This window comes from Streptomyces araujoniae, assembly GCF_050871195.1.
GTDB lineage: Bacteria > Actinomycetota > Actinomycetes > Streptomycetales > Streptomycetaceae > Streptomyces > Streptomyces bacillaris.
The window spans coordinates 2,500,529-2,515,764 of record NZ_CP194070.1 but is presented as its reverse complement, the minus strand read 5'-3'; the positions used below and the strand labels follow the sequence as shown (position 1 = coordinate 2,515,764).

Annotated in this window: 11 protein-coding genes; 4 read left to right on the top strand and 7 right to left on the bottom strand. The window is 73.5% G+C overall.

Going from position 1 to position 15,236, the window contains the following annotated elements; translation table 11 throughout:
• Positions 1-3: 3 nt before the first annotated feature.
• From ACQ9ZG_RS10645 to ACQ9ZG_RS10635, 3 genes are read right to left on the bottom strand one after another with little or no spacing between them, the layout of a single operon-like run.
• The gene (locus tag ACQ9ZG_RS10645; RefSeq protein WP_181398387.1) at positions 4-978 is read right to left on the bottom strand and encodes a hydroxymethylglutaryl-CoA lyase; all 975 of its coding nucleotides are present in this window, start codon (positions 976-978) and stop codon (positions 4-6) included.
• Positions 975-2,933 carry an acetyl/propionyl/methylcrotonyl-CoA carboxylase subunit alpha gene (locus tag ACQ9ZG_RS10640; protein WP_499280367.1) on the bottom strand — a complete coding sequence of 653 codons (1,959 nt, stop codon included), beginning with the start codon at positions 2,931-2,933 and terminating at the stop codon, positions 975-977. Before ACQ9ZG_RS10640 ends, ACQ9ZG_RS10645 begins: the two co-directional genes overlap by 4 nt.
• Positions 2,934-2,940: 7 nt before the next feature.
• Positions 2,941-4,563 (bottom strand): carboxyl transferase domain-containing protein, encoded by a 1,623-nt coding sequence (locus ACQ9ZG_RS10635; RefSeq protein ID WP_109916919.1) that lies wholly within the window; start codon positions 4,561-4,563, stop codon positions 2,941-2,943.
• Positions 4,564-4,673: 110 nt separating this feature from the next.
• On the opposite strand from ACQ9ZG_RS10635, the gene ACQ9ZG_RS10630 reads away from it, so the two are divergent.
• From ACQ9ZG_RS10630 to ACQ9ZG_RS10620, 3 genes are all read left to right on the top strand, one after another.
• Positions 4,674-5,309 carry an SACE_7040 family transcriptional regulator gene (locus tag ACQ9ZG_RS10630; protein WP_028418473.1) on the top strand — a complete coding sequence of 212 codons (636 nt, stop codon included), beginning with the start codon at positions 4,674-4,676 and terminating at the stop codon, positions 5,307-5,309.
• Between the two features lie 338 nt (positions 5,310-5,647).
• Complete coding sequence (locus ACQ9ZG_RS10625; RefSeq protein ID WP_028418474.1) at positions 5,648-6,313, top strand: GOLPH3/VPS74 family protein; 666 nt, start codon at positions 5,648-5,650, stop codon at positions 6,311-6,313.
• Positions 6,314-6,619: 306 nt separating this feature from the next.
• The gene (locus ACQ9ZG_RS10620; RefSeq protein WP_499280366.1) at positions 6,620-7,243 is read left to right on the top strand and encodes a TetR/AcrR family transcriptional regulator; all 624 of its coding nucleotides are present in this window, start codon (positions 6,620-6,622) and stop codon (positions 7,241-7,243) included.
• Positions 7,244-7,371: 128 nt separating this feature from the next.
• On the opposite strand, the gene ACQ9ZG_RS10615 is transcribed toward ACQ9ZG_RS10620, so the two are convergent.
• Both ACQ9ZG_RS10615 and ACQ9ZG_RS10610 read right to left on the bottom strand, forming a co-directional pair.
• A complete protein-coding gene (locus ACQ9ZG_RS10615; RefSeq protein ID WP_499280363.1) occupies positions 7,372-10,365 on the bottom strand; it encodes an SGNH hydrolase domain-containing protein in 2,994 nt (997 codons plus the stop codon).
• Positions 10,366-10,404: 39 nt separating this feature from the next.
• Positions 10,405-12,156 (bottom strand): glycosyltransferase family 2 protein, encoded by a 1,752-nt coding sequence (locus ACQ9ZG_RS10610; protein ID WP_499280361.1) that lies wholly within the window; start codon positions 12,154-12,156, stop codon positions 10,405-10,407.
• Between the two features lie 340 nt (positions 12,157-12,496).
• Between ACQ9ZG_RS10610 and ACQ9ZG_RS10605 the strand changes: the two genes are divergently transcribed.
• Positions 12,497-13,321, top strand: a complete 825-nt coding sequence (locus tag ACQ9ZG_RS10605) for a phosphatase (protein ID WP_499280360.1) — start codon at positions 12,497-12,499, stop codon at positions 13,319-13,321.
• A 17-nt stretch (positions 13,322-13,338) separates the two neighbouring features.
• Here the strand turns inward: ACQ9ZG_RS10605 and ACQ9ZG_RS10600 are convergent, their stop codons facing one another.
• Positions 13,339-14,313 carry a cation diffusion facilitator family transporter gene (locus tag ACQ9ZG_RS10600; RefSeq protein WP_109916865.1) on the bottom strand — a complete coding sequence of 325 codons (975 nt, stop codon included), beginning with the start codon at positions 14,311-14,313 and terminating at the stop codon, positions 13,339-13,341.
• A 38-nt stretch (positions 14,314-14,351) separates the two neighbouring features.
• Positions 14,352-15,227: an acyl-CoA thioesterase gene (locus ACQ9ZG_RS10595; protein WP_109916864.1), complete on the bottom strand. Its 876-nt coding sequence runs from the start codon at positions 15,225-15,227 to the stop codon at positions 14,352-14,354.
• Positions 15,228-15,236 lie beyond the last annotated feature (9 nt).

The window sequence follows — 15,236 nt, the reverse complement described above, 5'->3', positions numbered from 1 at the left end:
GGGTCACTCACTCCTTGTGGGAGAGGAAGAAGGGGGAGGGGTCAGGGCGCGGACCGTGCGGGATGGGCTCGGCCGGCCCAGGTGTTCGGCCAGCCAGGCGCTGGTGGCGGTGAGGGAGGCCAGGTCGACGCCTGTCTCGATGCCCAGGCCGTTCAGCATCCAGACCAGGTCCTCGGTGGCGAGGTTGCCCGTGGCGCTCTTCGCGTACGGGCAGCCGCCCAGGCCGCCCGCCGACGCGTCCACCGTGGTCACCCCGTGCTGGAGCGCCGCCAGGGTGTTCGACAGCGCCTGGCCGTACGTGTCGTGGAAGTGGACGCCGATCGAGGACGTCGGGACGGCGGAATCGTTCAGCGCTGTCAGCAACTCCCTTACGTGGCCCGGCGTCGCCACCCCGATCGTGTCGCCCAGCGACAACTCGTCGCAGCCCAGGTCCATCAGGGCCTTGGCGACCTTCACCACCCGGGCGACCGGCACCGCGCCTTCCCACGGGTCCCCGAAGCACATTGACAGGTACCCGCGCACGTGGACCTGGTCCGCCTTCGCCCGCGCCACCACCGGCTCGAACATCGCCAGCGACTCGTCGACCGTACGGTTCAGATTCCGGGCCGCGAACGTCTCCGTGGCCGAGCCGAACACCGCGATCGACCGGGCCCCGAGCGCCAACGCCCGTTCCAGGCCGCGCTCGTTGGGCACCAGGACCGGGAGGGCGACCTCCCGCGCCTCCGCGATGTCGCCGAGGAGGGGGAACAGCGCCTCCGCGTCCGCCAGTTGGGGAACCCACTTGGGGTGGACGAAGCTCGTCGCCTCGATGGTCGACAGTCCGGCGGCCGCCAGGCGGTGGATGAACTCCGCCTTCACCTCCGTCGGGACCGTCTCCTTCTCGTTCTGGAGGCCGTCCCGGGCGCCCACCTCGTGGATGCGGACCCGGGCGGGGAGGCCGGGAGCCGGGACCTTCATGGGGAGATCCTGAGCGCTCATGACGGGTCCTGCCCCTCGGCCAGCGGGGCCACGACCGCCAGGATCTGGTCCATCGCCACCGTCGCTCCGGCCGTGACGTCCAGCTCCGTCACCGTCCCCGCGTGCGGGGCCGAGATCACGTGCTCCATCTTCATCGCCTCCACCACGAGCAGGCTCTGCCCCGCCTCGACCTCGTCACCGACGGCCACCTTCACCACCGTGACCGTGCCCGGCATCGGGGCCGCCAGCGTGTCCGCCCCGGCCCGGCCCGCCCCGCTGAGCGACGCCTCCACCGGGTCGTGGTCCTGGACGTGCCAGGTGTCGCCGTCCCGGCCGAGCCAGTCGCCGTCACGGTGGAAGTGGTGGGTCACGCCGTCGAGTTCGACCGTGACCCGGATGGGGGTGACGGTCGCGACAGCCGGGGCGCTCTGCGTGACGGGTTCAACTCCCGCTACGCGCAAGGGGAAGAGCAGCGGCGCCCGCACACCCCCCGTACGCCACCCGCTCGGCACCGAGAACGGGTCCGTCCAGCCGCCCGCGTCCGGCCGGGGCGCCAGCGTGTCGAGGCGGGCCGCCGCCGCGGCCGCGTACACCTCGTCCGGGACGCCGTCCGGCACCAGGCCCTCCGCCTCGCGCGCCACCAGCCCGGTGTCCAGGTTGCCGGAGACCACGTCCGGGTGGGCGAGCAGGCGGCGCAGGAAGCCCGCGTTGGTCGGGACGCCCAGGATCACCGTGTCCGCCAGGGCCGCCCGCAGCTTGCGGATGGCGGTCGCCCGGTCGGGGCCGTACGCGATGACCTTCGACAGCATCGGGTCGTACAGGCTGCCCACCGGCACGCCCTCGCTGAGCCCCGAGTCCGTCCGCACCCCGCCGCCCTGCGGCTCGCTCAGCGCCAGCACCGTACCGCCGGAGGGCAGGAAGCCGCGGGAGGGGTCCTCGGCGCAGACCCGCGCCTCGATCGCCCAGCCGGTGAGGGTGATGTCCTCCTGGGCGTACGGGAGTCGCTCGCCGGAGGCCACCCGCAGCTGCCACTCCACCAGGTCCAGGCCGGTGATCAGCTCGGTGACCGGGTGCTCGACCTGGAGGCGGGTGTTCATCTCCATGAAGTAGTACGAGGACGGGTCGCTGCCCGGGACGATGAACTCCACCGTCCCCGCGCCGACGTAGCCGCAGCTCCGCGCCGCCTGGACCGCGGCCTCGCCCATCGCCGCCCGGGTCTCCTCGTCGAGGAGGACCGAAGGGGCTTCCTCGATGATCTTCTGGTGGCGGCGCTGGAGCGAGCACTCGCGCTCGCCCAGGTGCACCACGTTGCCGTGGGCGTCGGCCAGCACCTGGATCTCGATGTGGCGCGGGCGGTCGATCCACCGCTCGACGAGCAGCGTGTCGTCGCCGAAGGAGGCCCGCGCCTCCCGCCGCGCCGCCGCGATCTCCTCGCCCAGCACCGCCGCGTCCCGGACCAGGCGCATGCCCTTGCCGCCGCCGCCCGCCGAGGGCTTGAGGAGCACCGGTGTGCCGATCTCCCTTGCCGCTTCCTCCAGTTGGGTGTCCGTGAGGCCGCTGCCCGAGGAGCCGGGGACCACCGGGACCCCGTACGCCGCGACCGTCTCCTTCGCCCGGATCTTGTCGCCCATGAGCGCGATCGCGGAGGCCGGGGGGCCGATGAAGGTCAGGCCCGCGTCCGTGCAGGCCTGCGCGAACTCGGCGTTCTCCGCGAGGAATCCGTACCCCGGGTGGACCGCCTGCGCGCCCGTGCGGCGGGCCGCCTCCAGGAGCGCCGGCACGTTCAGATAGCTCTCGGCGGCGGGCGGCGGGCCGATCCGGACCGCCGTGTCCGCCTCCCGTACGTGCCGGGCGTCCGCGTCCGCGTCGCTGAAGACCGCGACCGAGCGCACCCCCAGCTCGCGCAGGGTCCGGATCACCCGGACGGCGATCTCGCCGCGGTTGGCGACCAGCACGGTGTCGAACATCGTCGTCATCTGTTCCTCACATCCGGAAGACGCCGAAGCCGGGCCCGGCCGGGTCCTTCTCGGGCAGCGGGGCGTTGGCGCAGGCGGTCAGGGCGAGGCCGAGGACCTGGCGGGTGTCCACGGGGTCGATCACGCCGTCGTCCCAGAGCCGGGCGGTGGCGTAGTACGCGCTGCCCTGGGTCTCGTACTGGGCGCGGATCGGGGCCTTGAACGTCTCCTCGTCCTCGGCGCTCCACCCGTCGCCCAGCTGGTCGCGCTTGACGGTGGCCAGGACCGAGGCCGCCTGCTCGCCGCCCATGACGGAGATCTTGGCGTTGGGCCACATCCACAGGAAGCGGGGGCCGTAGGCCCGGCCGCACATCGAGTAGTTGCCCGCCCCGTACGAACCGCCGACCACGACCGTCAGCTTCGGGACGCGGGTGGTGGCGACCGCCGTGACCATCTTGGCGCCGTGTTTGGCGATGCCGCCGTGCTCGTAGTCCTTGCCGACCATGAAGCCGGAGATGTTCTGGAGGAAGACGAGCGGGATGCCGCGCTGGTCGCACAGCTCGATGAAGTGCGCGCCCTTCTGGGCCGACTCCGCGAACATGATGCCGTTGTTCGCGACGATGCCCACCGGGTGGCCGTGGACGCGGGCGAAGCCGGTGATCAGCGTCTGGCCGTACTCCGCCTTGAACTCCTGGAAGCGGGAGCCGTCCACGACCCGGGCGATCACCTCGCGTACGTCGTAGGGGGTACGGGAGTCGACGGGCACTGCCCCGTACAGCCCCGCCGGGTCCACCTTCGGCTCCTCGGCCGGCTCGACCGGCCAGGGGAGCGGGCCCCGGTCCGGGAGGGTGGCCACGATGTTGCGGACGATGCGGAGGGCGTGCGCGTCGTCCTCCGCGAGGTGGTCGGTGACGCCGGAGATCCGGGAGTGCACCTCGCCGCCGCCCAGCTCCTCCGCCGTGACGACCTCACCGGTCGCGGCCTTCACCAGCGGCGGTCCGCCGAGGAAGATGGTGCCCTGGTTCCGGACGATCACGGCCTCGTCGCTCATCGCCGGGACGTACGCCCCGCCCGCCGTGCAGGAGCCCAGCACCGCCGCGATCTGCGGAATCCCGGCCGCCGACATCCGGGCCTGGTTGTAGAAGATCCGCCCGAAGTGGTCCCGGTCGGGGAACACCTCGTCCTGCATCGGCAGGAAGGCGCCGCCCGAGTCGACCAGGTAGAGGCAGGGGAGACGATTCTCCAGGGCCACTTCCTGGGCGCGGAGGTGCTTCTTCACGGTCATCGGGTAGTACGTGCCGCCCTTGACGGTCGCGTCATTGGCGACGATCACGCACTCCCGGCCCGAGACCCGCCCGATCCCCGCGATGACCCCGGCGGCCGGGGCCTGGTCCCCGTACATCCCGTCGGCCGCCAGCGGGGCCAGCTCCAGGAACGGCGAACCCGGGTCCAGGAGGGTGTCCACCCGGTCCCGGGGCAGCAGCTTGCCGCGCGCCTCGTGGCGGGCCCGGGCCTTCTCACCCCCGCCCAGCCGCGCCGTGGCGAGGCGCCCCGCCAGCTCGTCGGAGAGCGCCTGATGCGCCGCCTCGTTGGCCTGCCAGGCCTCCGAGGCGGGATCGGCCGCGCTCGCCAGGACCGGTGCCTGCTGCATCGTGTCGAGCCCCCTTGCCCGTACCGCGATCATCTGCGCTCCGTTAATGAGCGTTAACGCGTTTCCCTCAGGTTAACGAGCGCTAACGGCCCTGTCTAGAATGAATCCTCATGAGCACCCATGCCGCCGCCCGCGTCGCGGCCCCCACCCGCCGCGAGCAGATCCTGCGGGAGGCCGCGCGCCTCTTCGCCGAGCGCGGCTTCCACGGTGTCGGCGTCGACGAGATAGGCGCGGCGGTCGGGATCAGCGGCCCCGGCCTCTACCGCCACTTCCCCGGCAAGGACGCGATGCTCGCCGAGCTGCTGGTCGGGATCAGTGAGCGGCTCCTCGAAGGCGGCCGTCTGCGGGTGTCGGAGGACGCGGCCCGGGGCGACGGCTCCCCGGAGGCGCTCCTGGACGCGCTCATCGAGGGCCACATCGACTTCGCCCTCGACGACCGCCCCCTCATCACCCTCCACGACCGGGAGCTGGACCGGCTGCGCGACACGGACCGCAAGCGGGTGCGGCGCCTCCAGCGGGAGTACGTGGAGGTCTGGGTCGGCGTCGTCCGCGCCCTCTACCCCGCCCTCGCCGAGAACGAGGCCCGTGTCACCGTGCACGCCGTCTTCGGCCTGCTGAACTCCACCCCGCACCTGGCCCGGCCGGAGACCCGCCCCGAGGCGCGCCCCGGCCGCGAGGCCACCGCCGCGCTGCTGCACCGGCTGGCGCGCGGCGCCTTCGCGGCGGCCGCCGCGGAACCGGCCTGAGCGGGCGACGGCCGGCCTGAGCGGTACATCCCCGGGCTTGAGCGGGACATCCCCGGCCTGAGCGGGAGGCGCCCGGACCAGGGGGGGGAGCCGCCCGGCCCGAGGGGGAGGGGCCGGCCCGAGCGGGTGGCTCCCGGACCGAGTGGCAGGCGCCCCGGCCGAGGGGGAGGCGCCCGGCCCGAGCAGGAGACGCCCGGACCGAGTGGGGGCCGGCCGCCCGCGCACCCGTTCTGAGCAGGAGTTTCACCCGGCGGGCAACCCTTGTCCCGTTCTTCACGTCTGTCCGGTCAGAACCACGAGGGTGACAGAGAGTGAAGAGAGCACGGGGGAGTTCCGCCATGGCCGTCTCGCTGGGCGAAGAGATCATGCTGCTGTCGCTGGACGACACGACCGGCGCGGCGAAGGGGGAGTCGGCGGCCCGCTGGGGCGTGGCGGCCGGGATGCTCCTGGAGCTGGTGATGGCGGGCCGCGTCACGGTGAAGGGCGGCCGCGTCGAGGTCTTCGACCCGACGCCCACCGGTGACCCCCTCCTGGACGGGCGGCTCGACCGGCTGGTCCGCTGGGTCCACGGGGCCTCCAGCAGCCGCAAGGTCGTCGACTGGCTGACCCGGGAGCATGTGAAGGGCTCCCAGGACGTCGTCGACAGCCTCTGCGCCCGCGGTCTGGTGACCGAGGAGCGGCACCGGGCCCTCGGCCTCTTCCCCGTACGCCGCTATCCGGAGGCCGACGGGTCCGTCGAGCGGGAGCTGCGGGCGCGGCTCGCCTCGGTGGTGCTGGACGGGGCGGTGCCGGACGCCCGGACCAGCGCCCTGGTCGCGCTGGTGCACGCCACGGGGATGCACCCGCAGACCTTCCCCGGGCTGCCGAAGAAGCAGGTGGCCCCGCGCATGGCGGAGATCTCGGACGGTCACTGGGCGGGGGTGAGCGTGCGGGAGGCCATCCGCAACCTCCAGGCCGCCATCTCCACGGTGACCGTGGTGACGGTGCTCTCCGTGGTGCCGTGAGCTGCCGCCGGGCATCGGTGCGAACTGCCCCTGAGTAGAAGAGAATTCTAGAAAATCATTCGACTCCGTGCCGTGCGTGGGGGGATACTTCCGGTACGACGGCTCGCGCGGGTCCCCAGTGCAACGGGGGAGGGACCCGCGCGGGGCCGATCCCTCCGCACGGCCTGCCGCGCGCAGCCGAAGGACCGGCGGGACGACCGGACGAAGCCCTGGTCAGAGGCCTCGACCGACGAGGTCCCGGGGAGAGGGGCCTGCGCTAGGCTCGCCGACATGAACGTGACGGCTCCCGAGCGCGACTCCTGATGCATGACTCCTAAGCAGCAGCGCGGCGAGGCCACCGCCGACCGGCTCCTGACCACGGCCCTCCAGGTGCACACCAGTTGCGGCCGCCAGGGCTTCACGGTGAACGCGGTCACGGCGGCCAGCGGGGTCAGCCTGGGGAGCCTCTACCACCACTTCGGCAGCTTCGACGGGCTCGCCGCCCAGCTCTACCTGCGCTGCATGGGGCAGTTGTGCGACGAGGTGTTCGCCGGGCTGCCCCGTACGCGTACGGTACGGGCCGGCGTACGGGTCATCGTCCGGCACTACCTGAGGTTCACCGAGGAGCACCGCGACGTCGCCCTCTTCCTCCACGCCTCGGCGTACTCCGGCCATCTCACCGCCCACGCCCAGGAGATCCGCTCGTTCAAGGAGACCAGGTTCGCGGCGGTCGCCGACTGGCTGCGCCCGCACGTCGAGTCCGGCGCGGTGCTGCCCCTGCCCGACCCGATCCTCGAAGTGCTCGTGATGGGCCCGGTGGAGGAGACCGCCCGCCGCTGGCTCTCCAGCACGTACGACATCGACCTCCGGCAGGCCGCCCGCATCCTCCCGGACCGGATCTGGGCCTCCCTCCGCCCGCTCCCGGACGGTGCGGAGTCCGAGCCGGTCTGACGCGCGGCGGTGAGCGCCGACCCGGTGCGGCCCGGCACGCGCCGGGCGAGGCCGGCCGTACGACCGTGGCCGTGGCCCGCCCGGCACGGGAACGTGCGAGCCGGGTCCACGGCCTCCGACGGCCGCGCTCAGCCCTCCCTGGTCCGTACGGCGACGTGGTCGACCCGCATCGGTCGGCCCGGCTCGGTGGCGGGTCCCGCCGTCGCGCCGTCCGCCAGCGGGAGCGTGCCGCCGATCGCCACGTTGAGGATCAGGAACACCCCGTGGTCCACGGTCTGCCGCCAGGTCCGCCGGTCCATCTGCTCCGCCCGCACCCGGAAGTACCCGCGGTCGTCCAGGTACCAGCGGACCTCGTCCGCGCCGAGGTCGACCTCCACGGCGTACGTGTGGAACTCCGTACGGCAGGACGCGCACGGCTGCGGACCCGAGGTCAGCCCCACGGGCTCCCGGCACGGGCCGCCCTCCAGCACCCCGCAGTGCATCGAACCGAACACGGAGTCACGGCCGTTGACGGACTCCATGATGTCCAGTTCACCGACGCCCGGCCAGCCGGTGTACCCGTCGCGCAGCGAGGCGCCCAGGGTCCAGAACGCGGGCCAGTACCCCGCCGCCCCGGCCCCGGTCACCTCCGGCAGCGCGATCGACGCCTCGATCCGCAGCACCCCGCCGGGCGGTGGCGCGAAGTCGGAGCGCACGGTCGTGATCCGCCCCGAACTCCACTGCTCACCCTTCCTCGTGGGGACGATCTCCAGCACGCCCCGGCCGTCCAGGCGCACGTTCTGCGTGGAGTCGGTCATGGTCGTGATCTCGCCCGTCCCCCACCGCGGGGCCGGGCAGCCGGGATAGCAGGTGCCGAGGTCGTACTGCCAGTGGGCGGGGGAGGGGCGGGTGCCCGCCGGGCCGTCGAAGTCGTCCCGCAGCAGCTCGGTCCAGCCGTCGGGCCCGGGGGCGGGGGCGGCCGGGGGCGTCGTGGTGGCGGGCAGCGCGCCCGCCTCCGTCAGCAGCCGCTCCAGGCGCGGGGTGAGCACGACGGCCGCCGCGTTGGTGAGGTGGGCGTCGTCCCGGTAGAGCAGGATGCGCTCCCGGACCGCCGGGCAGGTCGGGCCGTCCCCCGGGCACAGGACCTGGTTCACACCGATGGTCCGCACGCCCGGCACCGCGCCCGCCGCGATCCGCCGGGCCAGCGGATCGTCCCGGACCGCCTCCGCCCGGTCGAACGCGCAGGCGGCCGCGTCGGCCGGGGCGCCGGAGACGCAGGCCGGGATGTCCGAGCCGGGGACGGGGGTGTCCTCGATGTAGACGATCGGGGCGCCGGTCTCCCGCAGCGGCCTGAGCGTCTTCTCCCAGGCAGTGGCGAGGAGTTCACGGTCGGTGGTGTACCGGTTGAGCGAGGCGATCACGATGAGCCGGGGCTTCGGCCCCGTACGCAGCCGGTCCAGGGCGTCGGCACGCCAGGTGTCGCACTCCCGGTAGGCGCGGCCCAGTTGCGGGCTGGTCACCGCCAGCTCCGGGAGCGGGCAGCCCTGCTTGACCAACTCCTGCAGCGCCCAGCCGCGTCGGGCTGCCAGCGCCAGCATCGGGGAGAACCACTGGCCCGCGTGCGAGTCACCGAGCAGCACGATCCGGTCCGGGCTGTCCACCGCCCCGAACAGGCACTTCGGGCTGCTGGTCACCTCCGGGGCGACCTGGCAGTCCCCGTCCGGCGGGAAGTCCTCGCGGGCCTGCACCGGGTTCGGCACCACCGGGCCGTCCGCCGCCGCGCCCCCGAGCAGCGAGGGGCCCGAAGCGGCCCCCGGCGGCAGCCCCTTGACGTCGACCGGGGTGGCGGGGCCCATCAGGTGCAGTGTCGCGGTGCCCACGACCAGGGCGAGCGCGACCGGCAGCACGATGGCGGAGACGCCCACCGCCAGTCCGCGCCGGGGGAGTTCGGAGACCGTACGGCTGCGGCGCAGCGGCTGCTCGACCCAGCGCATGGTGGCGATGGCGGGGAGGACGGCCGCCAGCGTCCACGCCGTCCGCGCGGGCCAGCCGAGCGTGCCGAGCCGGGCCTCCGCGAGGACGAGCACCGGCCAGTGCCAGAGATAGAGGGTGTAGGAGAGCCGGCCGATGGCCCGGGGCGCCCGTCCCGCGAGCAACCGGCCCACCCCGTAAGCGCCTTGGGCCTCCCGCTCGCCCCGCCCCGGTATCGCGGCGAGGATCACGGCGGCGGTGGCCAGGGTCGGGACGAGCGCCGCCCGGCCGGGGTACGGCGTCGACGCGTCGTACGCCACCACGCACCAGCCGATCGCCACCGCCCCGCCCCAGCCGCACAGCAGCCGCAGTGGACGCGGCCCGCGCAGCAGATGCCAGGGCAGCAGAGCGAGCAGCGCCCCCACCCCGAACTGCCAGACGCGCGAGGGCGTTCCGAGGTACGCGAGCGAGGCCGAGTCCGCCGTCCAGCGCAGCGAGAGGGCGAACGAGCCGAGGACCAGCGCCCCGGTGGCCACCGCCACGACCGCCCGCACGGCCCGCCCCCGCCGCACGGCACGGGTGGTGAGGAGGGCGGCCACCGCGAGCAGCGGGGCCCAGAACAGATAGAACTGCTCCTCCACGGCGAGCGACCAGAAGTGCAGCAGCGGGCTCTGGTCGTGCCCGGCCGCCAGATAGTCGGTCTGCTGGGAGACGAAGCGCCAGTTGGCGACGGAGAGCGCCGCCGCGAGGACGTCGTACTCCAGGTCCGTGCGGCGCAGCGGTACGGTCAGCCAGGCCCCGGCCACCGCGACCGCCGCGAGCACCACGGCGGCCGAGGGCAGCAGCCGCCGGGCCCGGCGGGAGAAGAAGTCGCCGAGCCGGATGCGGCCGGTGGAGACGGCCTCCCGGACCAGCAGCCCGGTGATCAGATAGCCGGAGATGACGAAGAAGACGTCCACGCCGACGAACCCGCCCGCCAGGCCCGGGATTTCGGCGTGGAAGGCGAGGACCGCGAGGACGGCGACCGCGCGCAGCCCCTCGATGTCGGGCCGGAAGGCGGAGCGGTGCGGGCTCGGCCCGGACTCACCGCCCGTGCGTCCGGCGGGCGGTGCGGGCGGCGGCGGGGCGGCGGGGCGCTTTGGGCGGGGGCCGGGAGCGAGGAGGAAGGGCATGGTGGTGAGGCCTTTCGAGGCGGCTCGGGGCGGCGCGGCTCAGCTCGACCAGGGGAGCATCGGGTTGACCCATCCCGAGGCGAGCAGCCCGGTGAGCAGGAGGAGGGCGGAGGCGGCGAGGGTCTCGGGCCAGCGGCGGGGGAGCACCCCGGCGGGGGAGGAGCGGAGCCGGTCGAGCAGACCGCTCGCCCCCGGTCCGGTCCCCGGCCCCGTGCCCGCCACCGCCCCCGTCGGGGCCGCTGCCTTCGCCTCCGCGCCGGTTCCCGCTCCCGGACGCAGCTCGGTCCACAGGTCCCGGATCAGCGGCACATTGATCTGGAGCTGCACCGCCAGGTAGAGCAGCAGCCCCCAGTTGGGCTCCCAGCCGTTACGGGCCACGGCCAGCGCGAGCCCGGCCGCGGCGGCCCCGTTGGAGAGGGCGAGCCAGACCAGCGAGACGCCCACCACCCGGCGGGCCATCGACCCCGAACTCCCCCTGGTCCGCACCCCCGTGGGCACCCACGCGGCGCTGCGGCCCCGCAGGGTGTGCCAGAACGCGGTGGCGGCCGCCACGCTGGTCAGCACGTTGGCCCGGATCACCTCGAGACGCCAGCGGGTCCGGCTGATCCGGGGCAGCAGCACGTGCCAGAGCCAGAGCGGGGCGAGCAGCGGCAGCACGTGCCAGGGCCGGATGTGGTCCGGGTACCAGAACATCATCACCAGCGGCGGCAGGGGCGCGGCGAAGGTGTTCACGGCCGTGGTGAGGTAGCCGACGACACCTTCGTAGAAGCAGAGCCGCATCCGCCAGGGCGCCCGCATCCGCTTCAGGACCGGCGTCCCGAGGAGGTGGAGGTTGCCCATCGCCCACCGGTACTGCTGGTTGACGTAGGAGGTCAGCTCGTCGGGCGAGGTGCCCTTGGCGACCAGGACGGGGACGTACAGGGTGCGGAACCCCTGCTCGTGCAGGGCGAGTCCGGTGTACAGGTCCTCGCTGTGGTCGAGCCGGGCGAAGCCGCCCGCCAGGTCGATCGCGGTGCGCCGGTAGACGGCGTTGGAGCCGCAGCAGATCGCGGCGTCGCTGGCGTCCCGGGACGGCTGGATCCAGCGGAAGAACCACTCCTGGGCCGAGCCGGCGGCGCGCTGGATCCACCCCATCGTCCCGTCGGTGTCGAAGCACTGGGGACTCTGCACGATGCCGACGGCGGGGTCCGCGAGGTACGGGACGAGGTGGCGCAGGAAGTCCGGGCGGGGTGCGAAGTCCGCGTCCAGGATCGCGATGAACTCCGAACTGCTCAGCTTCAGCGCGTGGTTGAGGTTGCCCGCCTTCTTCAGGTGCCCCCGGTCGGGGCGGACGACGTAGGTGTAGCCGTGCCGGGAGGCCAGTTCCGCGACCTCGGGCCGGTCGCCGTCGTCCAGCACCCACACGGTCAGCGCGCCCGGCCAGTCCAGGGCCGCGACCGCGCGGTAGGCGTTGTCGAGCACGGGCAGGGGTTCGCCGCAGGTCGGCAGGTACAGGTCCACGGTGGGCATCTCGGCGGGCTGCCAGGCCCGGACGAGGACCTCGTGCGAGGCCCGGGTCAGCCGCCGCTGGCGGAGGCTGTTGACGGAGGAGAGCGCCAGCGCCACGACGTTGAGGGCGAGGACCGCGAGGAACGCCCAGAGGGCCGGGGTGCGTAAGGCGAAGGCGAACATCGTGGCGGCCGTGAAGACGAAGGCCAGCGAACTGCTCACCAGCACCCAGCGGCGCTGCGGCCCGAAGTACCAGTACAGCTCGTCGTCGGACGGAGGTTGCGGAAGGTGATGCACGGTCATATAGCCCCCCACGGCTGCGTATGTACCCGTTTCAGGTGGCCCACCCTACTGCCAAAGGTATAGACCACTTGCGCGAGACCGAGGCGGTGAACGGGAATGAGACAGCGGATTGGCGTATCTCAATTGGTCCAGACCTCTTGGTGTTCCCATTCGACCCGCCCCGCCGTCCGGCCGGGGAAGGGCCAGGTCACACGTGGGTGAACAGACCCGGAAGACTTTCCGGGAGAGCCCCCGGAGGGGTTACGGGCCCCGGCGGGCGGGGTGGGGCCGGACCCGGGCGGAGGTGTCCGCCGTACGGGACACCGGGCACACCCGGCACCCCGGACGGCACAATGGACGCATGCCGATACCCAGCCGCGCCGCACTCGTCGACCACCTCGTCCGTACGCGTATCGCGGGGGACGTGGCCACGCCTCGCGACAACAACCTCTCCCACTACCGCAAGCTCGCCAACGGCGACCGCCACTACTGGCTGGGCCTGGAGCTGGGCGACCGCTGGACCGACGAGCAGGACGTGCTCGCGGTGATGGCCGAGCGGTGCGGGGTGAACGACGACCCCGCGCACCGGGCGGGCCAGGACACCATCGACCCCGAGCTGACGGTCGACGCCCTGGAGCGGATGGCGGCCCGGCTGCGCAAGGCCGCCGGCGCCCGGGAGCGGGTCCTCTTCGCCACCGGCCACCCCGGCGGCCTGCTGGACGTGCACCGGCGCACGGCGGACGCGCTGCGCCGCGCGGGCTGCGAGATCGTCCGCATCCCGTCGGGGCTGATCGCGGACGAGGGGCTCGTCGTCCAGTTCGCGGACGTCGCGATGCTGGAGCGCGGGGCCACCCTCTGGCACACGCACTCCCCGGCCCCGATGGCGGCCATCCTGGACGCCATGGCCCACCGGGGCCGCCCGCTGCCCGGCCTCGTCGTCGCGGACCACGGCTGGGCGGGGTGCGCGGGGCAGCGCGGGCTGGACGCGATCGGTTACGCGGACTGCAACGACCCGGCCCTCTTCCTCGGCGAGTCGGAGGGCACCCTCCAGGTCACCGTCCCGCTGGACGACCACGTCACCGACCCGCGCTCCTACGAGCCGATGACGGAGTACCTGCTGCACGCGGCGGGGCTGCTGGAGGACGGCGACGCGCCGGTGCGGGAGGAAGCCGAGCCGGCCGCGTAAGGACCGGGAGCCCGCCCTCAGCGCGCGGGGGGCCGCCGCTGTCCGCGCCCCGGCGTCGGGTCCAGATAGACCCGCCGCACCGACGGGAACCGCTCCCTCAGCCGCGCCTCCGCCTCCTCGCAGGCCCACTCGACCTCCGCCGCCGTGGCCATGTCCCGGAAGTCGACCTTCGCGGCGATCAGGATCTCGGCCGGCCCCTGGATGAGCGTGGTCAGCTCCAGTACGTCGACGATCTGCGGGACCGACCGCAGCTCCTCGCGCACCCCCGCCCGCATCGCCGCCGGCAGCGGGCGCCCGATGAGCAGCTGCGCGTTGGACCGGCCGAGCACCCAGGCCACGTACACCAGGAGCAGCCCGATCAGACAGGACGCGATCCCGTCCCAGACCCCGGACCCCGTCAGCTGCCCGCCGAGCAGCCCGCCCGCCGCCAGCAGCAGCCCGATCAGTGCCGCCGAGTCCTCCATGACGACGGCCTTCACCGCGGTGTCGGGGGTGTGGCGCAGATAGTACGAGTCCGGCACCCGCAGCCGGGCCGCCTCGCGCCGCACCTGTCTGACGCCGGTGCGCAGGGAGAACCCCTCCAGCAGGAAGGCGATGCCGAGGACGACGTACGAGGCGAGCGGGTCGCCCAGCTCCTCGCCCGCGACCAGCGTGTGCACCCCGTCGTAGACGGCGAAGACCGCGCCGCCGACGAAGGTGGCGATCGAGGCGAGCATGGCCCAGATGTACCGCTCGGGGCCGTAACCGAGCGGATGGTCCTCGTCGGCCGGCTTCCCGCTCCGCTTGAGCGCGGCGAGGAGCATGACCTCGGTGACGGTGTCCGCGACCGAGTGGGCCGCCTCGGAGAGCATCGCGCTCGATCCGCTGATCAGCCCGGCGACGGCCTTCGCCACGGCGATGCCGAGATTGGCGAGGGCCGCCACGACCACGGTGAGGGTGGACTCCTCACCGTCGGCTGTCCCGTCCGCCCCGGCCGCCTTCGTGTGGCTCATGGTGCGGAGTATGTCCGAAAAGGGGCGTCAGATGGCGCTCATCCCCGGGGCACGCGGACGACACCCTCCTGGATGACCGTGATCGCGAGGCGCCCGTCGGCGGTGTAGATCCGGGCCTGGCCCAGCCCGCGCCCGCCGGAGGCCGACGGCGACTCCTGGTCGTACAGCAGCCACTCGTCCGCCCGGAACGGCCGGTGGAACCACATCGCGTGGTCCAGACTCGCCCCGACCACGTCCCCGACCGCCCAGCCGCCCCGCCCGTGGGCCAGGAGCACCGAGTCCAGCAGGGTCATGTCCGAGACGTACGTGGCCATGCAGACGTGCAGCAGCGGGTCGTCCGCCAGCTTGCCGTTGGTCCGGAACCAGACCTGCGAACGCGGCTCGCGCGCCTCGCCCACGGTCCCGAACGGCGGCTCGTCCGCATACCGCAGATCGACGGCGGCCCGCGCCTCGCTCAGCCGCTCCGCCATCCCCGGGTCCGCGAAGAGGTGCGCGTACCGGGGGAGCATCTCGGCGGCGGTGGGCAGGGTCTCCGGATCGGGCGACGCGGGCATGTCCGCCTGGTGCTCCAGCCCCTCCTCGTAGGTCTGGAAGGAGGCGGAGAGGTGGAAGATGGGCTGCCCGTGCTGGACGGCGACGACCCGGCGGGTGGTGAAGGACTTCCCGTCGCGGATGCGGTCCACGGTGTAGACGATGGGCGCGCCCGGATCGCCCGCCCGCAGGAAGTACGCGTGCAGCGAGTGGGCGCCCCGGTCCGGCGGGACCGTCCGGCCCGCGGCCACCAGCGCCTGGGCCGCGACCTGCCCGCCGAACACCCGGGGCACGACCGCGCTGCGGCTCGTGCCCCGGAAGATGTCCCGCTCGATCCGCTCCAGGTCGAGCAGATCGAGCAGGGAATCGAGTGCTGCGCTCATGGAGAGAAC

Coding starts and splice junctions, on each gene's coding strand:
- ACQ9ZG_RS10615 (WP_499280363.1), bottom strand. CDS start 10,365: ATGCCCTTCCTCCTCGCTCCCGGCCCCCGCCCAAAGCGCCCCGCCGCC.
- ACQ9ZG_RS10620 (WP_499280366.1), top strand. CDS start 6,620: ATGACTCCTAAGCAGCAGCGCGGCGAGGCCACCGCCGACCGGCTCCTG.
- ACQ9ZG_RS10605 (WP_499280360.1), top strand. CDS start 12,497: ATGCCGATACCCAGCCGCGCCGCACTCGTCGACCACCTCGTCCGTACG.
- ACQ9ZG_RS10630 (WP_028418473.1), top strand. CDS start 4,674: ATGAGCACCCATGCCGCCGCCCGCGTCGCGGCCCCCACCCGCCGCGAG.
- ACQ9ZG_RS10600 (WP_109916865.1), bottom strand. CDS start 14,313: ATGAGCCACACGAAGGCGGCCGGGGCGGACGGGACAGCCGACGGTGAG.
- ACQ9ZG_RS10635 (WP_109916919.1), bottom strand. CDS start 4,563: ATGCAGCAGGCACCGGTCCTGGCGAGCGCGGCCGATCCCGCCTCGGAG.
- ACQ9ZG_RS10645 (WP_181398387.1), bottom strand. CDS start 978: ATGAGCGCTCAGGATCTCCCCATGAAGGTCCCGGCTCCCGGCCTCCCC.
- ACQ9ZG_RS10595 (WP_109916864.1), bottom strand. CDS start 15,227: ATGAGCGCAGCACTCGATTCCCTGCTCGATCTGCTCGACCTGGAGCGG.
- ACQ9ZG_RS10625 (WP_028418474.1), top strand. CDS start 5,648: ATGGCCGTCTCGCTGGGCGAAGAGATCATGCTGCTGTCGCTGGACGAC.
- ACQ9ZG_RS10610 (WP_499280361.1), bottom strand. CDS start 12,156: ATGACCGTGCATCACCTTCCGCAACCTCCGTCCGACGACGAGCTGTAC.
- ACQ9ZG_RS10640 (WP_499280367.1), bottom strand. CDS start 2,933: ATGACGACGATGTTCGACACCGTGCTGGTCGCCAACCGCGGCGAGATC.